Origin of the sequence: Celeribacter litoreus (genome assembly GCF_020165855.1) — a bacterium.
GTDB lineage: Bacteria > Pseudomonadota > Alphaproteobacteria > Rhodobacterales > Rhodobacteraceae > Celeribacter > Celeribacter litoreus.
Map to the genome: position 1 here is coordinate 56,737 of NZ_JAIUFY010000011.1, position 23,527 is coordinate 80,263.

Genomic DNA, 23,527 nt, shown 5'->3' on the forward strand with positions numbered 1-23,527 from the left:
AAGTGATCTTTCGATAGGAAACTCGCAATGCTCGACAAGTTGGAAATGTTTATCGCCTTGGCGAAAGAGGAGCATTTCGGACGCGCCGCAATCTCGCTCGGGATTACGCAGCCGACGCTTTCGACGGGGATCAAACTTCTTGAGGAGCAGCTCGGTGTGCAACTCGTCTTTCGCGGCTCGCGCTATGGCGGGCTGACGCCCGAGGGGCAGAACGCTCTGGTCTGGGCGCGGAAGATTGTGTCGGACAGTCGCCAGCTTAAGGAAGAGATGCGCGCGACCCGTCATGGTCTCTCCGGGCAAATCCGGTTGGCCGTAGTGCCGACGGCGCTCACATGGGCAGCGCAATTGACGTCCCAGTTTACGAAGGCACATCCGAAATTGAGGGTGTCGATCCTGTCGCGGTCGTCAGCGCAAATTCTCTCAATGTTGGACCATCTCGATGCGGATGCGGGAATTACATACCTCGACAACGAACCGTTAGGACGGGTTGTCACGCGCCCCCTCTACCGCGAGCGCTACATGGTCGTCACACCCAAAGACAACCCGCTGGCCGCGCGCGACATGTTGGAGTGGGCTGACCTCTCGGGGCAGAGGTTGTGTCTCTTTACGGACGACATGCAGAACAGGCGCATTCTGGATCGGCACTTGAGTGACGCGGGTGTCTCCCCCGAGGCGACCGTCGAGTCGAATTCGATTGTTGTTCTGGTTGCGCATGTCGAGGCGGGGGACTGGATTACCGTCTTGCCGGAGGGCATCGCGCGTTACCTGTCGCGGGGCACGGACCTCGCGCTCGTGCCGATTGATCCCGCTGGTGACGGGCATCGTGTTGGACTCGTGGCACCTTTCCGCGATCCCCATACGCCCGTGCTGGATGCGCTTCTGGGTGCTGCGGAAAAGCTCTCCGAAATTGATTGAAATCTTCAATCGTTTAACGGAATAGCGATATTGATTTCGCGATGAACCGTGTGCTCTGGTATACTGAAATGTGACTGGCGTGTCGGGCGTCTGAGTCCGTGTCGTCCAAAATGAGGTCAGCCATGATGCCAACCCACTCCGAGAGCGATGCCGCAATTGCGGAAATTCTCTCTGCCCACGCACATCTCGAAGGGCCGCTGCTGCCCATGCTTCATGCTCTGCAAGAGGCCTTCGGCTTTGTGCCGGCGGAGGCGCACGAGCCGCTCTGCAAAGCCGTGAAGATCACGCGCGCGGAGCTCAAGGGCGTTCTGTCTTTCTACCATGATTTCAGAGATCACCCCGCGGGCAAGCATGTCCTGAAAATTTGCCGTGCAGAGGCCTGTCAGTCCGTTGGAGGCACGGCCTTCGCAGAGGATCTCCTCGCAAAGCTCGGCCTAGAGTGGCATGGAACCTCCCCCGATGGAAAGCTGACGGTTGAGCCGGTCTACTGCCTCGGGATGTGTGCCTGTGCGCCGGCTGTGATGCTTGATGAAAAACTGATCGGACGGGCTGACACGGCGCGGGTCGAGAAAGCAATCGCAAAGGTGTCGGCATGAAGATTTACGTTCCACTGGACAGCGCCGCCAAAGCTCTGGGCGCGGACGAAGTTGCGGATGCAATTACACAAGAGATCGCAGCGCGCGGGATCGACGCCGAAATCGTGCGGAATGGCACGCGTGGGATGATCTGGCTGGAGCCGCTCGTCGAGATTGAGCAGGACGGCGAGCGTCTCGCCTATGGTCCGATTTCCGAGGGTGATGTGGCTGCGCTTCTGGACGGAAAGATTGAGACTCTTGGCAAGGTCGAGGACATCCCGTTCTTCGCCCGTCAGACGCGCCTAACTTTCGCCCGCTGCGGCATCACCGATCCGCTCTCTCTTTCGGATTACGAGGCTCACGACGGTCTCAAAGGTCTCCGCCGTGCGATCGGCATGAGCCAGGATGCGATCATTGATGAAGTGAAAACGTCTGGCCTACGCGGTCGTGGTGGTGCGGGTTTCCCGACAGGTATCAAATGGGACACGGTGCGCCTCGCCCATGCACCCCAGAAATACATTGTCTGCAACGCCGACGAGGGTGACAGCGGCACGTTTGCCGACCGTATGATCATGGAAGGCGACCCCTTCACCCTGATCGAAGGTATGGCAATCGCGGGTCTCGGATGTGGTGCGACGAAGGGCTATATCTACACGCGCTCCGAATATCCGGATGCCGTCGCGATCATGCGCCGTGCGATTGAGATCGCGCGAGACGCAGGCATTCTCGGCGACGATGTGCTCGGCTCCGGTCGCGCGTTCGATATGGAGGTCCGTGTCGGCGCGGGCGCGTATGTTTGCGGAGAGGAAACCTCTCTCCTGAACTCACTCGAAGGCAAACGCGGCACCGTTCGCGCAAAGCCGCCGCTTCCGGCGCTCGAAGGTTTCCTCGGTCGTCCGACCGTTGTGAACAACGTGATCTCTCTCGCCACCGTGCCGGTGATCTTTGCCGAAGGCGCGGAGCATTACGCGAACTTCGGGCTTGGTCGCTCCAAAGGCACCATGCCGATCCAGATCGCGGGCAATGTGAAATTCGGCGGGCTGTTTGAAACGGCCTTCGGGATGCCGCTCGGAGAACTGGTGAATGATGTCGCCGGTGGCACCGCGAGCGGTCGTCCGGTGAAGGCGGTTCAGGTTGGTGGTCCTCTCGGCGCCTATTTGCATCCTGACCAGTTCGAGACGCCGTTTGGCTATGAAGAGTTCGACGGGCAGAAGGCCCTCATCGGCCACGCGGGTATCGTCGTGTTTGACGACAGCGCCGATATGCTCGCGATGGCACGGTTCGCGATGGAGTTCTGCGCAGTGGAAAGCTGTGGCAAATGCACCCCCTGCCGGATCGGTGCCGTGCGCGGTGTCGAAACGCTCGATCGGATCAAAGAAGGGGACGCCAGCGCGATCCCGCTCTTGGAAGATCTCTGTGAGGTGATGGTGGACGGGTCGCTCTGTGCTCTAGGCGGGTTCACCCCATACCCCGTACTCTCGGCGCTTCGCCATTTCCCGGAAGAATTCGCAGCCCAGAAGGAGGCGGCAGAATGAAAGATTTTATTATCCCTTGGGAAAACGGAACTGGCATTCAGGACGAAACCGACCGCGGAACCCCCGCGAAATCCGGCAAGCCTGTCACGCTAACCATCGACGGAATGGAAATCACGGTGCCTGCTGGCACGTCCGTGATGCGCGCGGCGAGTGAGCTTGGCATTCAGGTCCCGAAACTCTGCGCGACCGATAGCCTAGAGGCCTTCGGTTCCTGCCGTCTCTGCGCCGTCGAGATCGAAGGACGCCGCGGCACACCAGCGTCCTGTACGACGCCGGTCCATGCGGGCATGAAAGTTCACACCCAGACCGACAAGCTGCGCAAACTGCGCAAGGGCGTGATGGAGCTTTATATCTCCGATCACCCGCTCGACTGTCTGACCTGTTCTGCGAATGGCGACTGTGAACTGCAGGATATGGCCGGTGCGGTCGGCCTGCGCGGAGTGCGGTATGAGGCCCCGAAAGCGGGCGGCCTCGCAAACCATTTCGAGGCGCGCAACACCTCGGGTGAAGTCAATCCTGAGTGGCTCCCGAAAGACGACAGCAACCCGTATTTCACCTATGACGCCTCCAAGTGCATCGTCTGTAACCGCTGCGTTCGAGCATGCGAAGAGGTACAGGGCACCTTCGCGCTGACCATCGAAGGCCGTGGGTTTGACAGCCGCGTGGCCGTCGGCGCCGAGAACTTCCTCGCGTCTGACTGTGTGTCCTGTGGCGCCTGCGTTCAGGCCTGCCCGACCGCGACGCTTCAGGAAAAATCCGTGATCGAAATGGGCACACCGGATCGCTCTGTCGTGACCACCTGCGCCTATTGCGGTGTTGGCTGTAGCTTTAAGGCCGAGATGCAGGGGGATCAGCTCGTCCGTATGGTTCCGTACAAGAACGGCAAAGCGAACCGCGGACATTCCTGTGTGAAGGGGCGTTTTGCCTACGGCTACGCGACGCACCAAGATCGCATCCTGAACCCGATGATCCGCGACACGGTCGATCAGCCGTGGCGTGAGGTGTCTTGGGAAGAGGCGCTGAGCTTTGCCGCCAAGAAACTCGTCGGGTTGCAGCAGAAATACGGTCAGAAGAGCATCGGCGTGATCACGTCGAGCCGTTGCACCAACGAGGAGACCTACCTCGTTCAGAAACTCACCCGCGCTGTGTTCGGCAACAACAACACCGACACCTGCGCCCGTGTCTGCCACTCGCCGACCGGCTACGGCCTCGGTCAGACGTTCGGCACCTCCGCAGGTACGCAGGACTTTGACTCCGTCGAGCACTCCGATGTGGTGATGGTCATTGGTGCGAACCCAACAGACGGACACCCCGTCTTTGCATCGCGTCTGCGCAAGCGTCTGCGTGAAGGCGCAAAGCTTATCGTCGTTGACCCACGTCGTATCGACCTGTTGGAAACACCGCACATGGGCGAGGCGCATCACCTCGCGCTGAAGCCGGGGACGAACGTCGCCGTGGTGTCCGCGATCGGGCATGTGATCGTGACCGAGGGGCTGTTTGACCAGACCTTCATCGCGGAACGGTGTGACCTCGACGCCTGGGAAGACTTCAAAGCCTTCATCTCCGATCCGCGCCACGCGCCGGAGGAGACCGAGGCGCTCACCGGCGTCCCTGCGCAAACTCTGCGCGAAGCCGCACGCGCTTTCGCAAATGGCGGGAACGGTGCGATCTACTATGGCCTCGGCGTGACTGAACATTCCCAAGGCTCCACGACCGTGATGGGCATTGCCAACCTCGCCATGATGACAGGCAACATTGGTCGCACGGGCGTGGGTGTGAACCCGCTGCGTGGTCAGAACAACGTGCAAGGGTCCTGTGATATGGGCTCTTTCCCGCACGAGCTACCCGGATATCGCCACGTGAAGATGCCGGAGGTCCGCAAGATCTTTGAAGACACTTGGGGTGTCGAGATTGATCCGGAGCCTGGTCTGCGCATTCCGAACATGCTCGATGCGGCCGTCGATGGCACGTTCAAGGGCCTCTACTGTCAGGGTGAGGATATCCTGCAATCTGACCCCGACACCAAACACGTCGCAGCGGGCCTTGCTGCGATGGAATGTGTCATCGTGCACGACCTCTTCCTCAACGAGACAGCGAACTACGCGCATGTCTTCCTGCCGGGGTCGAGCTTCCTCGAGAAAGAAGGCACGTTCACCAACGCCGAACGCCGCATCAACCGCGTGCGGAAGGTGATGGCGCCGAAGAACGGCTATGAAGATTGGGAAGTGACCCAGTTGCTTGCGAATGCGGTTCTGAAAGAAACCGGTGGCAAGGCGTGGACCTACACCCATCCGGCGGAAATCATGGCCGAGATTGCAGCGACGACGCCGTCGTTTGCGGGCGTTGACTATGCGGTGCTTGAGGAAAAAGGCTCCGTCCAGTGGCCGTGCAACGAGGCGCATCCGGATGGCACGCCGCTTATGCATGTCGACGGCTTCGTGCGCGGCAAGGGGCGGTTCATCGTCACCGAGTATATCGCGACGGCCGAAAAATCCGGTCCGCGGTTCCCGCTCCTTCTGACGACTGGTCGTATCCTAAGCCAGTACAACGTTGGTGCGCAGACGCGTCGGACCGAGAACTCGGTCTGGCACGATCAGGATGTGTTGGAAATCCACCCGCACGACGCCGAGAACCGTGGTCTTCGGGATGGGGATTGGGTGCGGCTTGCGTCGCGGTCCGGTGAGACGAGCCTTCGTGCGAAGATCACCGACCGCGTGAGCCCGGGCGTTGTCTACACGACGTTCCACCACCCCGACACGCAGGCCAACGTCATCACGACGGATTACTCCGACTGGGCAACGAACTGCCCTGAGTACAAGGTCACGGCTGTGCAGGTCTCTCCGTCCAACGGCCCGTCCGATTGGCAGGAGCGCTACAACGCGCAGGCGGAACAATCGCGACGGATCGAGGCCGCTGAATGAACGAACTGGTCGACGCCCTTCCGGAAGAAGCCCCTGTCGCGCTCGTTTACAACGGGTCGACGGCGGCTGTGATGATGGCGTCGCCGTTCGATTTGTCAGAGTTCCTCGTGGGTTTTGCGGTGTCTGAAGGCATCGTCGAAAGCGCGGCAGAAGTCACCGAGATTTCGGCGATCCGTCATCCTCACGGCTATGAGGTGCGGGGGCGTATTCCCGAGGAGCGTTCGAACGAATTGGACGCACGGCGTCGTGCGTCTGTCGGGCCGATGGGCTGTGGGCTCTGTGGAATTGATAGTCTTGAAGAGGCCTCTGCGTTTCCGGGTGAAGTTGCGCCCATGACCACTGGATTGGAGCACTATGCACGTGCCGCGCTCGACGAATTGAACGCGGGGCAGGAGCGCCGCGAACAGGTTGGTGCGATGCATGCGGCGGGGTTCTTCACCGCGCAAGGGCTCGTGGCCCTGCGGGAGGATGTTGGACGCCACAACGCGCTCGACAAACTGATTGGTGCGCTCGGCGAAGATGATTTGAGAGAGGGCGCGGCGCTTATCACCTCGCGCCTCTCCGTCGATCTCGTGCAGAAATGTGCACGGGCGGGAATTTCTGGATTGTTCGCCCTGTCCTCGCCGACCCGCGCGGCTGTCGAGCTCGCGGAAGAAACTGGTATGACATTGATGGTGCTACGCCGCGAGGTAATCGTCGCCTATACGAATGAGAAGGAAGTGACGCTGTGACTGACGAAAAAATGGTGCTCATGGCCAATCAGATTGCGAGCTTTTTTGGGACCCAGCCAGGGGGTGATCAGGCGGCGGGTGTAGCCGCGCATCTCAAAGATTTCTGGGAGCCGCGGATGATCGCACAGCTCAAGGATTATCTCGCCGGAGGCGGCGCGAATTTGAACCCGCTCGTTGTCGAGGCTGGCGAGTCTCTCTGAAAGATCAAAACACCAATAAAAAACCCCGCTAAATGCGGGGTTTTGTCGTTTTGGGGTATTAGGAGCGTGGCCGTGTCTTTTGGGGATCGTAATGCGGGAACGCTGCGACACGCGCGGAATAGCGTTTCAGGTGACCGTCGAGTTGGCCGACCTCCACATGCGTCCCTTCCTCTGCATGGGCAACGTCAATGCGAGCGAGCGCGATCCATTGACCCGTGCGCGGGCTGCGCATTGCGGAGCAAATTTCCCCGACCTGCGCCCGTCCGATCCGGATGCAATCGCCATGCGCCACCGCATTCTGCCCGTCGATTTCGAGGCCGACGAATTTGCGGGAAGGCGTTTCCTTGCGACGGAGCAGAGCGTCACGTCCGACGAAATCGGAGGTCTTGGATTTTAGCGGAACGGTAAAGCCGACACCGGCCTCGAACGGATCTGTCTGATCGGAGAAATCGTAACCCGCGAAGACGAGCCCTGCTTCGATCCGGACGAGATCGAGCGCCTCGAGCCCCATCGGTTTGATGCCGACTTTCTGACCGGCTTCCCAGACGGCTTTGAAAATCTCTGCGCCATCTTTTGGGTGGCAGAAGATCTCGTAGCCAAGCTCACCGGTGTAACCGGTCCGCGAGATGACGACGGGTGTGCCATCGTGGTCGCCGAGGCGGGCAGGGGTAAAGCGGAACCACCCCATCTCTGTCAAATCAGGATGATGAGGGGCTGTCCAAAAGAGTTCATTGATCAAATCACGCGATTTCGGGCCTTGGACGGCGAGGTTGTGCATCTGGTCCGTAGACGAACGGATCATCACGTTGAGGCCGAGGCGTTTGGCCTCTTCACGCATCCAAACGCCGCCCTCGTCAGAACCGCCGATCCAGCGGAAATTGTGTTCGCCCAGACGGAACAGGGTGCCATCGTCGATCATGCCGCCGTGTGGGTAGCACATGGCGGAATAGACCACCTGACCGATGGCGAGCTTTTCGACATTACGGGTGAGAACCCAGTTCATCAGTGCTTCGGCATCGGGGCCGGTGACTTCGAACTTGCGCAGCGCGGAGAGGTCCATGACAACCACGCCCTCGCGGCAGGCCCAATAGCTTTCGATGGCGTCGCACTCGGGGAAGGAGTTGGGGAGCCAAAACCCGTTGTAATCGGCAAAGTCGCGGGTCATCGCGGCAAAAGAGTCATGAAAGGCGCTTTCACGGGTCATGATCGGATCCTCATCGGGGGTCGGGCGCCAAGCAGTGGCGCGGGAAAAGCGTTCTTCGGCACCATAAGTGCGCACGTGGATGTCGGTGAGGTGCCAGCCGTTCGCGGCAGATGTGTCATCAGGGCAGGACGAGGACACGCAAACCAGATCGGTCAGGGCGCGAAGCAAAACGTAATCGCCGGGGCGTGACCACGGCTCATCCGCAAGCATCACGCCGTGTTCATCGACGCCCGTGTTGAAGAAGAAGTTCGCGGCCATCCAGCCGGGGCGTGCCGGAATGCCATAGGGGTCGAGCACGGCATTGAAGTTGTCGGAGCAGTTGGCGTGTCCCGGGTAGCCGATGTCGTCGTAGTATTTCGCGTTACAGGCGAGGCCGAAGGCGTCGTGCCGTCCGCAGGTATCATGCACGACCTCGACGAGCGGGGTCAGGTCATGATCGAAGTATTTCGAGTGCAGACCCGGCATCGGGTAGGCGTGGCCTTGGATCGTGCGGGTCGTGGTGACGTCGAGCGGATGGAAGATGCCTTTGTCCACCTTGCGCGCGTCGAAACACTGAAAGTCGGTGCATTGGCGCCCATCGACATCCATGATCTGGATGAATTCACCCTTTTTCACGCGGTAGGCCTGCGCCGTGGCGGAGGCGATGCGGATGTCTTGCAAGGGGTCCGCAAGCGGATCGGGAAGGGCAAACGAGCCAGCCACACGCGCCTGAGCGCGCGTGATGGTTACAACAATAGGCGTCGCCGTCGTTTGCGCCTCAAAGTCCGGCTGCGGGGCAGGGGCTGTGATTAATACCCAGCCCTCGGATTGCGCGGTGAAACTCACCCCTTCGCCAGCGCTGCTTGTGTCCGAGAAAAGACCGATGACCCGAGCAGCTGCGACGTCGATCCCTCGCTTCGCGAGCCCGAGACGCAAACGCGCCATACCGGGAAGGGTGCTGTCGAGGGTTGCGCGCAGAGCGTCTCCGGTCGCATCCGCCGACCATCCGAGAACACCCGCATCGATGCGCCCGTCGAGGTGCGCGGCAATCATCTCACAACGCTGCCCGCCCTCGGGGTTGGTGACCGTGATCCGGTCTCCGGGCTTAAGCTCAAGCAAAGTCGCGCCACCACCGTGGACGGTGTGGCGTTCTTCGTTCGACGCGAGTTGATAGGCCGCAGCGCGGCGGGGCAGGGAGCCCTTGGGAGGTCCTGCGCGAAAAGGAAGGCCGGAAGGATCAAGGATCAACGGAGATCTCCATCGGTCTGAATAAAAAAGTCCGGAGGCACTCAGGTCCCCCGGACCAGGGGAGCGTGGGATGCGCCCCGTTACGGGGCTACATCATCAGTTCTGCAGGTAGGCTTCCATCGAGTCATCGAGTGCGTCTTTCCACGGGGTGTGGTGGACCGGCGCCATGGTGCCGGTGATGACGGATTTGTAGGAGTTGTCGCGGAAGGCCATGATGTCTTTGGCTTTGTGCTTTTTCCATTCAAAGAAGGCTTCGCATGCGCCGTCGATGTCGAAGGACGGATAGTCGGTGTCTGCGACGAGTTCTTTGACGTATTCGGCCTGATACTTGATGGCGTATTTAACATCATCATCAGCGTCTTCGCGCGCAACGCGTTCAGCAACGTCGGCCTCGAGAACAGCTTTGTCTTCAGGAACGGCGATACGGTCGAGGATGATGTCACGGACATACCATGCCTGCGCGTCGAACATGTTGAAGGTGAACCACTGGTCCTGCATGCCGAGGTAGAAGAGCTTCGGGTTGTGGTTGTAGACGACACCTTTGTAGAGATCGGCGGTCGCGAGACGGTTCGCGGTTTTGAGGCGCAGATCGTCCGGCAGGAACGGGAAGTAGTGTTTGTAGCCGGTGCAGAGGATGATCGCATCAATGTCTTTGGTGCTGCCATCTTTGAAGAAGACCGTTTTGCCCTCGACCTTTTCGAGTGCGGGCTTTTCTTCCCAGTTGTCCGGCCAGTTAAAGCCCATCGGAGCGGAGCGGTAGCAGCTCGTGATCGACTTCGCGCCATATTTCCAGCACTGGGAACCGATGTCTTCGGCAGAGTAGGAAGACCCCATGACGAGGACGTCTTTGCCTTCGAACTCACGCGCGTCTCGGAAGTCGTGGGCGTGAACGATGCGGCCGTTGAACTGGGCGAAGCCCGGGTATTCCGGCACGTTCGGGGAGGAGAAGTGGCCGGAGGCGACGATCACGTTGTCGAAGCGCTCTTTGTAAACGGTGTCTTTTTCCAGATCGTGCGCGGTGATCACGAAGTCACCCTTCTCTTCATCGTATTCGACAAAGCGGATCACGGTGGAGAAGCGGATCCAGTTGCGCACGTCGGCTTTGAGGACGCGGCCCTCGATGTAGTCGAACAAAACGGCGCGCGGCGGGTAGGACGCGATTTGTTTGCCGAAGTGTTCCTCAAAGGAATAGTCAGCGAATTCCAGACCCTCTTTCGGTCCGTTGGACCAGAGGTAGCGATACATGGAGCAATGCACCGGCTCGCCGTTTTCATCGACGCCAGTGCGCCAGGTGTAGTTCCACAGCCCGCCCCAGTTGTCCTGCTTTTCAAAGCAGACGATCTCGGGAATCTCGGCACCTTTCTGGGCGGCGGACTGGAATGCGCGAAGTTGTGCGAGGCCAGATGGGCCTGCGCCGATGACGGCGACTCGTTTGGTCATGGTTGTCTCCCTGTTGGGGTTGGCGTTGTGGTATGGACCAATATTTATAATTGGTTCTTTTGGGTTTCTTCTGGTTTGATCCAAAAATTTTCTAGTGGTCAACGAATTTTCTTTAGAGGAATATGGGAGTCGGAGTTCTTTTGGGTCGTTTGGCCTATTTTTAAGCGAGGGATTAAAAAATGAGCGCCTCCTCTCTGGCTCAGAGGCTTGCCGTTGCCGGAAGCTTGCCGCGCCTGTCCGTGCAGGATCGCGCGCCAATCCGCATCGGACTCTTGGTGCCGATGTCCGGAGATGAAGAATCGTGGGGGCGTCCTGGTCTTGCGGGCTGCCGGATTTGGGTGGACTGGATCAACACGCATGGCGGCATGATGGTCGGCGGTCGACGCCACCCTGTCGAACTCGTCGTGTCGGATTCCGCATGTAGTGAAGAAGAGACGCTCGAAGCCGCCCGTCAGATGGTTGAGACCCAGCGTGTGCGCATTGTTCTGACCCTCGGCGGGCGCGACATGGGGCTGACCCTGGCCTACCTGATGGAAAAGCGGATGCTCACCGCGACGCTACTACCATCTGACTTGTCGCCAGATCATCCGACATTGATCGCGCCGGCAGAGGTTCACCCCTTCTTTAACGTGACTGGAGTGGACTGGCTCGCCCGAACCCGACCGGAGGCGCGTCGCGTCGCTCTCTGTTCCCAGACCGATCTTCTGGGCCTGCCGTCGCTGGCGACCTATCGCGCCGCGTTTCAGGTGGCGGAGCGCGAGGTCGTTGAAGAAGTCATCTACGGAGATAATGAGAGTGCGGCAGACATTGTTGCGCGCATGATGGCGGCAGAGCCCGATGTCCTGTGCTGGTGTTCGTCGTCGCCCCCTATGATTGATGCGCTGACCGAAGCCGCGTTTGAAGCTGGGTTCGAGGGCGAAATCCTCGCCTGCACCTGTGACAACTACAAAGCTCTGGTCGAGAGGACCTCGCCGGAGTTTATGGAGCGCTTCACCTTCCAGTTTCCGGATTTCGATGACCCCGCGCTACAAGAAGCCGAGTTCTTCTTCCGTCGGCCGAAGGCCTTCTATGATACCTATCAGGAGCGTTTCCCCGATCAATGGACAGCTGTGAGTTGGGAATACGCGTCGATTCTCGATCTCTGGCATGAGGCAGTGGAAACTGCGGACAGTCTCTCGACGGCGTCTGTTCTTGCTGCGCTGAAACGCGGTCGGCACATGCCTCATGCATTCGGTATGGCGAAATGGTGGGGGACGGAGGTCTACGGGATCGATAACGCCTTGGTCGGTGATTGGCCGGTCGTCGTCATCCGCGACGGCAAGGCGCAGATTCAGGAATTCGGCTCAGTGCTGGACTGGCTTGAGGCGCACGGCGCGATCCTGATGGAGGAACTCAGTGCGTTGGGCCAGCTTTGGCACCAGCGCGTGAAACCGGATTTGGCCAGAGCGCTGGCGGAGAGCTGATTTGAACGTGAGGACATGAATTTTGAGCAAGACTGATAAAGCCCTTCGGCAGAACCCGCACGCACTCAAGGAACATCGCGAAAAGAACCTCGAGGTCGCGATCGGTCGGCAGGTGCGTGAGCTTCGCAAGCGTCAGAGGATGACGGGTGCCGAGCTCGCAGCGCAGACGGGTGTGTCTGTGGGCATGCTCTCGAAAATTGAGAACGGCGTGATTTCTCCCTCGCTCAATACGATCTCGGCGCTGGCTCATGCGCTGAAGGTGCCGCTCGTACAGTTGTTCTCCGGCTATGAAGAAGAGCGCGGCTGCATGCATGTCAAAGCGGGTGAGGGTGTCGAGATTGAGCGCGAAGGCACGCGGGCCGGTCACCAATACAGTCTGCTCGGGCACATCGGGTCGAATAATTCCGGCGTGGTGGTTGAGCCGTATCTGATCGAGCTGACAGATGCTTCCGACCGGTTCCCGGCCTTCCAACACGAAGGGATTGAGCTCCTTTATATGCTCGAAGGTCGCGTTGATTACCGCCATGGCGATAAAATCTATTCTCTCGAACCGGGCGACACGCTGCTCTTCGATTCGGATGCGCCGCATGGCCCGGAGGTGATTGTAGAGCTTCCGACGCGGTATCTTTCGGTCATTACCTATCCGCAGCAACGCTAAATCATCCATTTTTAGCTCACAAAATAATCATATTGCTCAAAACGGCGCCACTTAGGCGCCGTTTTTGTCTTCCAGCGTCCAGTTTTGCGGAGTTTGCCAAAGAAGATAAAAAGTTTCTTGAAAGGAAAATAGTTTTCCTACTAGGTAGAGACAACGGCGCGAGACGCCGCAGATCAACGCAATGGAGGATCCTATGTGTGGCATTGTTGGCCTCTTCCTGAAAAAGGATGAACTCCGCCCCCAGTTGGGCGACCTGCTGACCGATATGCTCATCACCATGACCGACCGCGGCCCCGATAGTGCGGGTATCGCGATCTATGGTGACGAGGCAGAAGGCAGCGTGAAAATCACCGTTCAATCCGATACGCCTGATGAGGCTTTCGCCGATCTGGACGCCGCAGTTTGCGCCGCCGTTGACGCACCGGTCACGATCAAAGTGGTCGACACCCATGCAGTTCTGACGCTGCCGGAAGCAGTCGAGAAAGACGCCATCGCGTTCCTCGAAGAGAAAGGCCTGCGTATCATGGGCTCTGGCGCTTCGATGGAAATCTACAAAGAAGTGGGTCTTCCGAAAGACGTCGCAGCACGCTTCGGTCTGCGCGAGATGGGCGGCTCCCACGGGATCGGCCACACCCGCATGGCAACCGAGTCCGCTGTGACCACCATGGGCGCTCACCCGTTCTCCACCGCAGACGACCAGTGCCTCGTGCACAACGGCTCGCTCTCGAACCACAACCAGATGCGTCGCAAGCTCGCTAAAAAAGGCGTCTTCACCCGCTCTGAGAACGACACCGAAGTGGGCGCAGCATACATCTCCAGCCGCATCGCCGATGGCGCATCGCTCGGCGAGGCTCTCGAAGGCACCCTCGAAGATCTCGACGGGTTCTTCACCTTCGTCACTGGCACCAAAAACGGCTTCGGCGTCGTGCGTGACCCGATCGCATGTAAGCCTGCCGTGATGGCCGAAACCGAGGACTATGTGGCCTTCGCCTCTGAATACCGCGCCTTCGCCGACCTGCCGGGCATCGAGACTGCCCGCGTCTGGGAACCGGAACCTGCAACTGTTTACTTCTGGGAGCGCTGAGACGATGAGCACCACTCTCGACATGACGACGACCGAACTGCGTGAGGTCAACTCCACGCTTCAATCGGCCGCAAAAGCCCACGCCAACGAAGACTATGTCATCACGAACCCGCGCGGCAGCCACGCTATGGCCTGTGGCCTCGACGGCCCTCTGTCCGTCGTCGTGAAAGGCTCTACCGGTTACTACTGCGCCGGTATGAACAAAGAAGCGACAGTGACTGTCGAAGGGTCTGCTGGCCCGGGTGTTGCAGAAAACATGATGTCCGGCGTAGTGACCATCGAAGGCGATGCCTCGCAATATGCTGGCGCAACCGGTCACGGCGGTCTTCTGAACATCAAAGGCAACGCCTCCTCCCGCTGCGGCATCTCGATGAAAGGCATCGACATCGTTGTCCATGGCAACATCGGCCACATGTCCGCGTTCATGGCGCAAAAGGGCAACCTAGTTGTCCTCGGCGACGCAGGTGATGCGCTCGGTGACTCGCTCTATGAGGCCCGCCTGTTCGTGCGCGGCAACGTCAAATCTCTCGGTGCGGACTGCATCGAAAAAGAGATGCGTCCGGAACACATCGAGATCCTGAAAGAGCTTCTCGAAAAAGCCGGTGCAGACGCCAAGCCCGAAGAGTTCAAGCGCTACGGTTCTGCGCGCAAACTCTACAACTTCAACATCGACCACGCTGACGAATACTGAGGAGCGCATCATGGACAAGACACCTCAAACCGAACCGCGTCAGAGCTGGACGTTCTCCAACTCGATCAACTCGGAAATCCGTCGTGCGGCCGAAACCGGCATCTACGACATCCGTGGCGGTGGCGCGAAACGCCGCGTGCCGCACTTCGACGACCTGCTGTTCCTCGGCGCCTCGATGTCGCGTTACCCGCTCGAAGGCTACCGTGAGAAATGTGACACCTCCGTCACCCTCGGCACGCGTTTCGCGAAAAAGCCGATCGAGCTGAAAATTCCAGTGACCATCGCGGGTATGTCCTTCGGCGCCCTCTCTGGGCACGCGAAAGAGGCTCTAGGCCGCGGCGCAACCATGGCAGGCACCTCCACCACCACCGGTGACGGCGGCATGACCGAGGAAGAGCGCGGTCACTCCGAGAAACTCGTCTACCAATACCTGCCGTCCCGCTACGGTATGAACCCCGACGACCTTCGTCGCGCTGACGCAATTGAGATTGTTGTGGGCCAAGGCGCAAAGCCGGGTGGCGGCGGTATGCTCCTCGGTCAGAAAATCACTGAACGTGTTGCTGGCATGCGTGACCTCCCGATCGGGATCGACCAGCGTTCCGCATGTCGTCACCCTGACTGGACCGGTCCGGATGATCTCGAGATCAAAATCCTCGAAATCCGTGAAATCACGAACTGGGAAAAACCGATCTACATCAAAGTCGGTGGCGCACGCCCCTACTATGACGTCGCTCTCGCCTGTAAAGCAGGTGCGGACGTGATCGTTCTCGACGGTATGCAGGGCGGCACCGCCGCGACCCAAGACGTGTTCATCGAGCACGTTGGCCAGCCGACGCTTGCCTGTATCCGTCCGGCCGTTCAGGCCCTTCAGGACCTCGGGCTGCACCGCGAAGTGCAGCTGGTTGTGTCCGGCGGTATCCGCACCGGTGCTGACGTTGCAAAAGCTCTCGCTCTCGGCGCGGACGCTGTTGCCATCGGGACCGCAGCACTCGTCGCTCTCGGCGACAATGATCCGAAATGGGAAGCCGAATACAACAAACTCGGTTCGACCACGGGTGCCTACGACGACTGGCATGAGGGTCGCGATCCGGCCGGTATCACCACGCAGGATCCGGAGTTGATGAAACGCCTTGATCCGATTGCAGCTGGTCGCCGTTTGCGCAACTATCTCAACGTGTTGACGCTCGAGTGCCAGACGCTTGCGCGTGCCTGTGGCCACAACCACGTTCACAACCTCGAGCCTGAGGACCTGTGCGCGCTGACGATGGAAGCTGCTGCGATGGCGCAAGTGCCGCTCGCTGGGACCAACTGGTATCCGGGCAAGCCGGGCTTCTAAGGAATGACGACCTGAGAGGGGCTCTCTGCCCCTCTCTGTTCAACAGGGAATAGGGAAAAGAAGATGAGCAAACTTGCCAAATTCGCCGAAGAAAAAGGCGTCAAATATTTTATGATCTCCTACACCGACCTTTTCGGTGGCCAGCGCGCGAAGCTCGTGCCGGCACAGGCGATTGCGGACATGGAAGAAGACGGGGCCGGCTTTGCAGGTTTCGCAACTTGGCTCGACCTCACGCCGGCGCACCCGGACATGCTGGCCGTGCCGGACGCGGATGCCGCGATCCAGTTGCCGTGGAAACCAGAAGTAGCTTGGGTTCCTGCCGACTGCGTCATGGAAGATGAGCCGGTTGAGCAAGCTCCGCGCAACGTCCTCAAAAAACTCGTGAAAGAAGCTGCCGAAGCAGGTCTGCGCGTGAAGACCGGTATCGAAGCTGAATTCTTCCTGCTGACGCCGGAAGGCGACCAGATCTCCGACCCGTTCGATACGGCGGAAAAGCCCTGCTACGACCAGCAGGCCGTGATGCGCCGCTACGACGTGATCGCAGAAATCTGTGACTACATGCTCGAACTTGGCTGGGGTCCGTATCAGAACGACCACGAAGACGCGAACGGCCAGTTCGAAATGAACTGGGACTTCGACGATGCTCTTGTCACTGCTGATCGCCATTCCTTCTTCAAGTTCATGGTGAAATCCGTCGCCGAAAAACACGGTCTTCGCGCGACCTTTATGCCGAAGCCGATTCAGGGCCTGACCGGTAACGGGTGCCACGCACACATCTCCGTTTGGGATCTCGACGGCAAAACCAACGCTTTCGCTGGCAATGCCGGTGGTCAGGTGGGCGAAGTTGGCCTGTCCGAGCAGGGCGGTTTCTTCCTCGGCGGGATCATGAAGCACGCAGAAGCACTCGCTGCGATCACCAACCCGACGGTGAACTCCTACAAACGCATCAACGCACCGCGCACGATGTCTGGCGCAACCTGGGCGCCGAACACTGTGACGTGGACCGGCAACAACCGCACGCACATGGTGCGCGTCCCTGGTCCGGGCCGTTTCGAGCTGCGTCTGCCCGACGGTGCTGTGAACCCCTATCTGCTTCAGGCTGTGATCATCGCGGCGGGTCTTTCCGGTATCAAAACCAAAGCTGATCCGGGCCCGCGCTACGACATCGACATGTATGCTGAAGGTCACAAGATCGAAGGCGCGCCGAAACTCCCGCTCAACATGCTGGATGCTATTCGCGCCTACGACGCCGATCCGGAACTCAAGTCGATGCTCGGTAATTCCTTCTCCGCGTCTTACATCAAGATGAAGCATCAGGAGTGGAACTCTTTCGTCTCCCATTTCTCCAACTGGGAGAAAGAGAGCACGCTCGACATCTGAGATGGTTTCCCTCTGCGATGCGCTTTTTCGCCTCGCTGTTCCCCCCAAGAGGTCCGGCTATTTGCCGGGCCTTTTTTATTTCGAACTTCTGAGTTTCGAAGGTGCGTGACCATAGAGACGGCGGAACGCATCCGAGAAATGCGCCTGCGTGGAAAAGCCCGTAAGTTGCGCAATTTCAGAGAGGGATAGGTGTGTCGATACGGCGAATTCTTTTCCTGTTTCCAATCGGATGCGGCGATATTCCTCCATGATGGAGCGCCCGAGGGTAGCTTTGAATTGGCGTTGGAGTTGACGGGTGGAGAGGCCGGAGAGAGCTGCAATTTGATCCTGACCGAGCGGATCGGCGATGTGGCTTTCCATCAGTTCGAGCGCGGCCTCGACACCCTCCGGAAGCGTGCCGTATCGGGAGGCAATCGACGCCTGTTGCGGGGCTTCGGACCCGCGGATTTCAGTTTGGATGAACCAATCCGAAATGCGCTGTGCGAACCGCGTTCCGTGGTCGCGGGCAATAATGGCGTGCATCATGTCGAGAGGCGCAGACCCGCCTGCGCAGGTGTAGCGGTCGCGGTCGATTACAAAGAGACGCCGCTCCAAAAGCCAGTCGCCGGGCATGGTGTCGAAGTCGTCATAATGGTGCCAGTGAACGGTGAACCGGCGCCCTTCGAGGAGACCGGCTTTCGCCAGAATGACCGCCCCGCCGGAGATGCCGCCAAGCGCTGCGCCATTGCGATCCGCCTGCCGTAACCACGCAAATAAGGCGGGGTCGGAAATGCGGGCCGGATCGCCGCCTGCCACGACAAAAATGAGGTCGAAAAGCGGGATTGCGTCGCGATAAAAACGGGTCTCGAACGTCCCGCCCGCAGACGATTTTGCCGTCTTTCCGGTATTGGAAAGCAGGGTGATATCGTAGTCGATCCCCTCGGAGAACTGGTTCGCGGCCCGCAGCGGTTCAAGCGCCGAGGCGGTCGACAAAAGGGCGTATCCGTCGATCAAAAGAAAGGCGATTCTGCGCATGAAGAACCCTGCGGTGAATTTCGAAAATCATGTCTCTTATTCGATATATTATGTCCTAAATCAAGAGGAATGGCCTGAGAATCAGCGGTAAAACGGATGTAAGCGAAGGAGCACACCGCATGAAATTCTCAGGTTTCAAAGTCGTCAAAGAGGCCCTGACGGGCTACAAAGGCTACGGGCCTTTGTGGCGGAATCCGGACCCGAAACCGGCCTATGACATCATCATCGTCGGAGGCGGAGGGCATGGTCTCGCAGCGGCCTACTATCTCGCCAAAGAGTTCGGAATGACCAACATCGCTGTGTTGGAAAAAGGCTGGCTCGGTTCCGGCAACATCGGCCGCAACACGACGATCATCCGCTCCAACTATCTCTTGCCCGGCAACCAGCCCTTCTACGAGTATTCGATGAAGCTCTGGGAGAACCTCGAGCAGGACACGAACTTCAACTCCATGGTCTCGCAGCGGAGCATCCTCAACCTGATCCACTCCGACGGTCAGCGTGATGCCTACCGCCGTCGCGGCAACTCCATGATGATCTCCGGTGCGGGCGGGCAACTGCTGTCCCGTGCCGAGGTCAAAGAGATGGTGCCGTTCCTGAATTTTGATAACGCGCGCTTCCCGATCAAAGGCGGGCTGATGCAGAAACGTGCCGGCACGGCGCGTCACGACGGTGTGGCCTGGGGCTATGCACGCGGCGCGGACATGCGCGGTGTTGATCTCATTCAGAACTGCGAAGTCACCGGCTTCAAAATCGAGAACGGCAAGGTTCTCGGCGTCGAGACCTCGCGTGGTTTCATCGGTGCGAAGAAAGTCGGCGTGTCTGTCGCTGGCTCCTCCGGTCGCGTCATGGATATGGCGGGGATGCGTCTCCCGATCGAAAGCCACGTCTTGCAAGCCTTCGTCTCCGAAGGTCTTAAGCCGGTCATTCCGGGTGTCATCACCTTCGGCGCAGGGCACTTCTATGTGAGCCAGTCCGACAAAGGCGGCTTGGTCTTTGGTGGTGATATCGACGGCTACAACAGCTACGCACAGCGCGGGAACTTGCCTGTCGTCGAGGACGTGCTCGAAGGCGGCATGGCGCTCATGCCGATGATCGGTCGCGCGCGCCTCCTGCGGAGCTGGGGCGGTATCATGGATATGTCGATGGACGGCTCGCCCATCATCGATAAGACCCATATCGACGGTCTCTATTTCAACGGCGGCTGGTGCTACGGCGGGTTCAAGGCGACCCCGGCGGCGGGCATGACCTTCGCGCATCTGCTCGCGACGGACAAACCGCACGACACCGCGAAAGCCTATCGGTTTGATCGTTTCAACCGTGGCTACGTCATTGATGAAAAGGGCGTTGGCGCCCAGCCGAATCTGCACTGAGGTCCTGATATGCTGATCCCACATCCTCTTCTCGGTCTGCGCGACTCGCAAGAATTCACCTACCTCGGCGATGCGTCTCTGATGAACCGTCCTGATCCATCTGCGCCAGACGCGGAAGCCGCATTCTGTGACTACGTGTTCCTACGCAACAACCCGGCGGGCGTTCACCGCGAGCTCTGGTTCCATGAGCAAGGTGATCGAAGCTGGCTCATCGTCACGCGCAACACGGTGACACACGAAATTCTCGGGGCTGAACTGGCCACCGACGTCAAACTTGGAGGCGCGCAATGACCCGTCTCACTGGTGGTCTGATCGACCGCACGAAACCGCTTAACTTCACCTTCAACGGGGCCTCCTATCAGGGCTTTGAGGGTGACACACTCGCCTCCGCGCTTCTGGCGAACGGGGTTCAGTTGATGGGGCGGAGCTTTAAATACCACCGTCCGCGCGGTGTCTTCTCCGCTGGTTCCGAAGAGCCGAATGCCATCGTCGAACTGCGCTCCGGCGCGCGGCAGGAGCCGAACACCCGTGCGACCGTCGCGGAACTGTTCGAGGGGCTGACTGCGAACTCGCAGAACCACGTTGGTCCGCTTCATCGTGACCTTCTGGCTGTGAACGACATGTTCGCGCCGTTCTTTGCGGCTGGCTTCTACTACAAGACCTTCATGTGGCCGCGCGCGTTTTGGGAGAAGATTTACGAACCCCTGATCCGCAACGCGGCGGGTCTTGGTAAGCTGTCGATGCTTCCGGATCCGGACGACTACGACAAAGGCTTTCTGCACTGTGATCTGCTCGTGATCGGTGCGGGCGCGGCGGGTCTGTCTGCGGCTCTGACGGCTGGGCGTGCGGGTGCGAACGTCATTCTCGCGGACGAAGACTTCGCCCTCGGCGGACGCCTCACGATGGAAAGCGATCCGCTCGACGGAGAAGACGCGCAGGTTTGGGTCGCGAAGGTCAAAGCCGAACTGGAAAGCCTCGCGAACGTGCGGATCATGCCGCGGACCACTGTGTTCGGCGTCTATGATCACGGCATCTACGGCGCGGTTGAGCGCGTGTCCGACCACTTGCTGACCCCAGGCGACAAGGTGCGCCAGACCCTGTGGCGTATTACGGCGAAGCAGACTGTTCTCGCCGCTGGCGCAACCGAGCGTCATATCCCCTTCGCGGACAACGACCGTCCGGGCATTATGCTCGCCGGTGCGATGCGGGCCTATGTGAACCGTTGGGCCGCCGCTCCGGTCAAAGCTGATAATGACGCCATCGCGATCTTTACGAACGGCGACGACGGCCACCGCACGGCGCTGGACCTCATTGCCAAAGGCGCGAAGGTTCTTGGTGTGATCGATAGCCGTGCTGACGCAAAAGCCCTCGGGTCCTATGAGGTGTTCGCTGGTGCGACCGTTACGGGCACCAAAGGGCGCCTCGGCCTCAAAGAGATCGAAATCACGCGCGGCGGTAAATCCACGTGGCACAGTGTGGGCGCCTTGGGTGTCGCGGGGGGCTGGAACCCGAACGTGCACCTGACCTCGCATCACCGCGGACGTCCGGTTTGGGACGAAAGCCTGCTGGCCTTCGTTCCGGGGCAGGGCGGTCCGAAAGGGCTTATCCCCGCAGGGGCTGCGGCAGGCAAAGGTGGCACCGCAACAGCAATGGCTGACGGTATGCGGGCGGCGATTGCTGCGCTCTCAGAACTCGGCATGACCGCCAATGAGATCGCTTTGCCGGACGCTGTTGATGCATCGCAGGCACAGGCCGCGTTCTGGCATGTCCCGGGCAAGAAACGTGCATGGGTCGATTTCCAGAACGACGTGACCGTCAAGGACGTGAAGCTCGCGCATCAGGAAAACATGACGCCGGTCGAGCATCTCAAGCGTTGGACGACGCTTGGCATGGCGACTGACCAAGGCAAGACATCCAACATTTCCGCTCTGGCTGTTATGGCGGAGCTCACCCAGAAATCCATTCCGGAAACGGGCACGACGATCTTCCGTCCGCCTTATACCGGGGTGTCCCTGTCGGTGTTGGGCGGAGGCGATACCGGACCCCTTTTCCGTCCGAGCCGTCTGACACCGACGCACCACTGGGCGGAGGCCCAAGGCGCCGAGTTCGTCGAGGTCGGTCCGTGGATGCGTGCCCAGTATTTCCCGAAAGCGGGAGAGAAAACTTGGCGCGAGACGGTGGATCGTGAGGTCCTCGCCGTGCGCTCCGGCGTTGGTCTTTGCGATGTGACCACGCTCGGCAAGGTGGACGTGCAGGGCGCGGATGCTGGCGAGTTCCTCAACCGCGTTTACGCCAACATGATCGGCACGCTTAAAGTCGGTATGGTTCGCTACGGCCTCATGCTCCGCGAAGACGGTCATCTTTATGACGACGGGACCTGCGCGCGGATGGCTGAGGATCACTATGTGGTCACGACCACCACCGCGAACGCAGGGGCTGTCTATCGCAACATGGAATTCTACCACCAGTGCGTCTGGCCAGAGCTTGACGTGCAGTTGATCTCGACCACCGACGCATGGGCGCAGATTGCCGTGGCCGGACCGAAGTCCCGCGAACTTCTCACGCGTCTGGTTGACGATTTCGACCTGTCGAATGAAGCTTTCCCCTTCATGGCCTGTAGCGATCTGACGATCTGCGGCGGTCTGCGGGCGCGTTTGTTCCGCATCTCGTTCTCTGGCGAACTTGCCTACGAGATCGCTGTGCCTGCCCGTTACGGTCACGCTCTGATGGAACGCCTGATGGAGAAAGGTGCCGATCTCGGCGCGACGCCATACGGGACCGAGGCACTTGCCGTTCTCCGGATCGAGAAAGGTCACGCAGCGGGCGCCGAACTCAACGGCCAGACCACCGCGCAAATGCTCGGACTTGGGAAAATGGTCTCCGCGAAGAAAGACTCTGTTGGAGCAATCATGTCCCGCCGCGAAGGGATGGGGCAGGACGCGCGCCGTCTCGTTGGCCTCAAGCCGGTTGATCCGACGAAACAGATCATGGCGGGCTCGCACCTCTTTACCGAGGCGACGGCACACACGATGGAGACGGATCAGGGGTGGGTCACTTCTTCCTGTTATTCGCCTCACGTGGAAAGCTATATCGCGCTCGGCTACCTCGAAAACGGGGATAGCCGTATGGGAGAGATTATTGTGGCGGCCAACCCGCTCGAAGGGATTACACTCAAAGCCGAAGTGGTGTCCGCCCATTTCGTTGATCCAGAAGGAGGACGTCTCCGTGACTGATCTGACACCAATCACTGCTCTGGGTGCCGCCGCGCCACGCGTGGAAACCTTTGGCGCGCTGCAGATCGAAGAAAACGCCGGTCTCGCCCTTGCATCGCTCGCGCTACGTAAAGGCGGCAATACGCCTGCGCCGTTCGGCCTGACGCTTCCTGATGTTGCATCAGCCGTGTCCAATGGAGAGATCGGCGCGTTCTGGACGGGGCGCGGACAATGGATGGTCGAGGCCGCTGGCAAATCCGAGACGGATTTTGCGGCGCTGCTCAAAGCGGAGGCCCCCGAGTGCATCGTCACCGAGCAAACAGACGGGTTCGTTGCGTTCGAAGTCGTTTCCACGCAAGGTGGTGCGCCTATCGAGGCGCTGATGAGCAAGCTCTTAAATATCGACCCAAAAACTTTCGGCGCGGGCCAAGCGGTGCGTACCGGACTCGAACATATGACTGTATTCCTGATCCGTCGCTCAGACGAGAAACTCGCAGTGATCGGGATGCGCACACTTGCTGGCTCGCTGTGGCATGCCCTCGCGGTCGCCGCACGCCGATTGGAGGATTAA

At 59.6% G+C, this 23,527-nt stretch carries 19 protein-coding genes; 16 read left to right on the forward strand and 3 right to left on the reverse strand.

Going from position 1 to position 23,527, the window contains the following annotated elements:
* The first annotated feature begins 27 nt into the window (after window positions 1-27).
* The 6 genes from LA304_RS10755 to LA304_RS10780 all read left to right on the forward strand — a co-directional run bounded on the left by LA304_RS10755 (window position 28) and on the right by LA304_RS10780 (window position 6,877).
* Window positions 28-915, forward strand: a complete 888-nt coding sequence (locus LA304_RS10755; RefSeq protein WP_224503158.1) for a LysR family transcriptional regulator — start codon at window positions 28-30, stop codon at window positions 913-915.
* A 125-nt stretch (window positions 916-1,040) separates the two neighbouring features.
* Window positions 1,041-1,511, forward strand: a complete 471-nt coding sequence (locus LA304_RS10760; protein WP_396022187.1) for a formate dehydrogenase subunit gamma — start codon at window positions 1,041-1,043, stop codon at window positions 1,509-1,511.
* A complete protein-coding gene (locus LA304_RS10765) occupies window positions 1,508-3,025 on the forward strand; it encodes a formate dehydrogenase beta subunit (RefSeq protein WP_224503160.1) in 1,518 nt (505 codons plus the stop codon). Before LA304_RS10760 ends, LA304_RS10765 begins: the two co-directional genes overlap by 4 nt.
* A complete protein-coding gene (gene fdhF / locus LA304_RS10770) occupies window positions 3,022-5,946 on the forward strand; it encodes a formate dehydrogenase subunit alpha (RefSeq protein ID WP_224503161.1) in 2,925 nt (974 codons plus the stop codon). Before LA304_RS10765 ends, fdhF begins: the two co-directional genes overlap by 4 nt.
* A complete protein-coding gene (gene fdhD, locus LA304_RS10775; protein WP_224503162.1) occupies window positions 5,943-6,677 on the forward strand; it encodes a formate dehydrogenase accessory sulfurtransferase FdhD in 735 nt (244 codons plus the stop codon). The genes fdhF and fdhD overlap by 4 nt, the downstream gene beginning before the upstream one ends.
* Window positions 6,674-6,877, forward strand: coding sequence for a formate dehydrogenase subunit delta (locus tag LA304_RS10780; RefSeq protein WP_224503163.1), 204 nt, complete (start codon window positions 6,674-6,676; stop codon window positions 6,875-6,877). Before fdhD ends, LA304_RS10780 begins: the two co-directional genes overlap by 4 nt.
* Before the next feature lie 58 nt (window positions 6,878-6,935).
* Here LA304_RS10780 and LA304_RS10785 read toward each other — a convergent pair whose 3' ends face one another.
* Together LA304_RS10785 and LA304_RS10790 are read right to left on the reverse strand one after the other, a co-directional pair.
* Window positions 6,936-9,305 carry a DUF1989 domain-containing protein gene (locus LA304_RS10785; protein WP_396022188.1) on the reverse strand — a complete coding sequence of 790 codons (2,370 nt, stop codon included), beginning with the start codon at window positions 9,303-9,305 and terminating at the stop codon, window positions 6,936-6,938.
* Between the two features lie 99 nt (window positions 9,306-9,404).
* Complete coding sequence (locus LA304_RS10790; RefSeq protein ID WP_224503164.1) at window positions 9,405-10,748, reverse strand: NAD(P)-binding domain-containing protein; 1,344 nt, start codon at window positions 10,746-10,748, stop codon at window positions 9,405-9,407.
* Between the two features lie 179 nt (window positions 10,749-10,927).
* On the opposite strand from LA304_RS10790, the gene LA304_RS10795 reads away from it, so the two are divergent.
* The 6 genes from LA304_RS10795 (at window position 10,928) to glnT (ending at window position 17,360) form a co-directional block, all read left to right on the forward strand.
* Window positions 10,928-12,211 (forward strand): ABC transporter substrate-binding protein, encoded by a 1,284-nt coding sequence (locus LA304_RS10795; RefSeq protein WP_224503165.1) that lies wholly within the window; start codon window positions 10,928-10,930, stop codon window positions 12,209-12,211.
* 22 nt (window positions 12,212-12,233) lie between these two features.
* Window positions 12,234-12,869, forward strand: coding sequence for a helix-turn-helix domain-containing protein (locus LA304_RS10800; RefSeq protein WP_224503166.1), 636 nt, complete (start codon window positions 12,234-12,236; stop codon window positions 12,867-12,869).
* 193 nt (window positions 12,870-13,062) lie between these two features.
* Window positions 13,063-13,953, forward strand: coding sequence for a class II glutamine amidotransferase (locus tag LA304_RS10805; RefSeq protein ID WP_224503167.1), 891 nt, complete (start codon window positions 13,063-13,065; stop codon window positions 13,951-13,953).
* A gap of 4 nt (window positions 13,954-13,957) precedes the next feature.
* Entirely contained in the window at window positions 13,958-14,644 is a 687-nt protein-coding gene (locus LA304_RS10810; protein ID WP_224503168.1) for a GltB/FmdC/FwdC-like GXGXG domain-containing protein, read from the forward strand.
* A 10-nt stretch (window positions 14,645-14,654) separates the two neighbouring features.
* Complete coding sequence (locus LA304_RS10815) at window positions 14,655-15,980, forward strand: FMN-binding glutamate synthase family protein (protein ID WP_224503169.1); 1,326 nt, start codon at window positions 14,655-14,657, stop codon at window positions 15,978-15,980.
* Between the two features lie 63 nt (window positions 15,981-16,043).
* Window positions 16,044-17,360, forward strand: coding sequence for a type III glutamate--ammonia ligase (gene glnT, locus LA304_RS10820; protein ID WP_224503170.1), 1,317 nt, complete (start codon window positions 16,044-16,046; stop codon window positions 17,358-17,360).
* A 75-nt stretch (window positions 17,361-17,435) separates the two neighbouring features.
* On the opposite strand, the gene LA304_RS10825 is transcribed toward glnT, so the two are convergent.
* A complete protein-coding gene (locus LA304_RS10825) occupies window positions 17,436-18,374 on the reverse strand; it encodes a GlxA family transcriptional regulator (protein WP_224503171.1) in 939 nt (312 codons plus the stop codon).
* 119 nt (window positions 18,375-18,493) lie between these two features.
* Between LA304_RS10825 and LA304_RS10830 the strand changes: the two genes are divergently transcribed.
* The 4 genes from LA304_RS10830 to LA304_RS10845 are packed head-to-tail and all read left to right on the forward strand — an operon-like array spanning window position 18,494 to window position 23,527.
* Window positions 18,494-19,744 carry a sarcosine oxidase subunit beta family protein gene (locus LA304_RS10830; RefSeq protein ID WP_224503172.1) on the forward strand — a complete coding sequence of 417 codons (1,251 nt, stop codon included), beginning with the start codon at window positions 18,494-18,496 and terminating at the stop codon, window positions 19,742-19,744.
* A 9-nt stretch (window positions 19,745-19,753) separates the two neighbouring features.
* Window positions 19,754-20,035, forward strand: coding sequence for a sarcosine oxidase subunit delta (locus LA304_RS10835; protein ID WP_224503173.1), 282 nt, complete (start codon window positions 19,754-19,756; stop codon window positions 20,033-20,035).
* Window positions 20,032-22,977, forward strand: coding sequence for a sarcosine oxidase subunit alpha family protein (locus LA304_RS10840; RefSeq protein ID WP_224503174.1), 2,946 nt, complete (start codon window positions 20,032-20,034; stop codon window positions 22,975-22,977). Before LA304_RS10835 ends, LA304_RS10840 begins: the two co-directional genes overlap by 4 nt.
* On the forward strand, window positions 22,970-23,527 hold the full coding sequence (locus tag LA304_RS10845) for a sarcosine oxidase subunit gamma (RefSeq protein ID WP_224503175.1): 558 nt from the start codon (window positions 22,970-22,972) through the stop codon (window positions 23,525-23,527). The genes LA304_RS10840 and LA304_RS10845 overlap by 8 nt, the downstream gene beginning before the upstream one ends.

Coding starts and splice junctions, on each gene's coding strand:
- LA304_RS10755 (WP_224503158.1), top strand. CDS start 28: ATGCTCGACAAGTTGGAAATGTTTATCGCCTTGGCGAAAGAGGAGCAT.
- LA304_RS10760 (WP_396022187.1), top strand. CDS start 1,041: ATGCCAACCCACTCCGAGAGCGATGCCGCAATTGCGGAAATTCTCTCT.
- LA304_RS10765 (WP_224503160.1), top strand. CDS start 1,508: ATGAAGATTTACGTTCCACTGGACAGCGCCGCCAAAGCTCTGGGCGCG.
- fdhF (WP_224503161.1), top strand. CDS start 3,022: ATGAAAGATTTTATTATCCCTTGGGAAAACGGAACTGGCATTCAGGAC.
- fdhD (WP_224503162.1), top strand. CDS start 5,943: ATGAACGAACTGGTCGACGCCCTTCCGGAAGAAGCCCCTGTCGCGCTC.
- LA304_RS10790 (WP_224503164.1), bottom strand. CDS start 10,748: ATGACCAAACGAGTCGCCGTCATCGGCGCAGGCCCATCTGGCCTCGCA.
- LA304_RS10795 (WP_224503165.1), top strand. CDS start 10,928: ATGAGCGCCTCCTCTCTGGCTCAGAGGCTTGCCGTTGCCGGAAGCTTG.
- LA304_RS10805 (WP_224503167.1), top strand. CDS start 13,063: ATGTGTGGCATTGTTGGCCTCTTCCTGAAAAAGGATGAACTCCGCCCC.
- LA304_RS10810 (WP_224503168.1), top strand. CDS start 13,958: ATGAGCACCACTCTCGACATGACGACGACCGAACTGCGTGAGGTCAAC.
- LA304_RS10815 (WP_224503169.1), top strand. CDS start 14,655: ATGGACAAGACACCTCAAACCGAACCGCGTCAGAGCTGGACGTTCTCC.
- glnT (WP_224503170.1), top strand. CDS start 16,044: ATGAGCAAACTTGCCAAATTCGCCGAAGAAAAAGGCGTCAAATATTTT.
- LA304_RS10825 (WP_224503171.1), bottom strand. CDS start 18,374: ATGCGCAGAATCGCCTTTCTTTTGATCGACGGATACGCCCTTTTGTCG.
- LA304_RS10830 (WP_224503172.1), top strand. CDS start 18,494: ATGAAATTCTCAGGTTTCAAAGTCGTCAAAGAGGCCCTGACGGGCTAC.
- LA304_RS10835 (WP_224503173.1), top strand. CDS start 19,754: ATGCTGATCCCACATCCTCTTCTCGGTCTGCGCGACTCGCAAGAATTC.
- LA304_RS10840 (WP_224503174.1), top strand. CDS start 20,032: ATGACCCGTCTCACTGGTGGTCTGATCGACCGCACGAAACCGCTTAAC.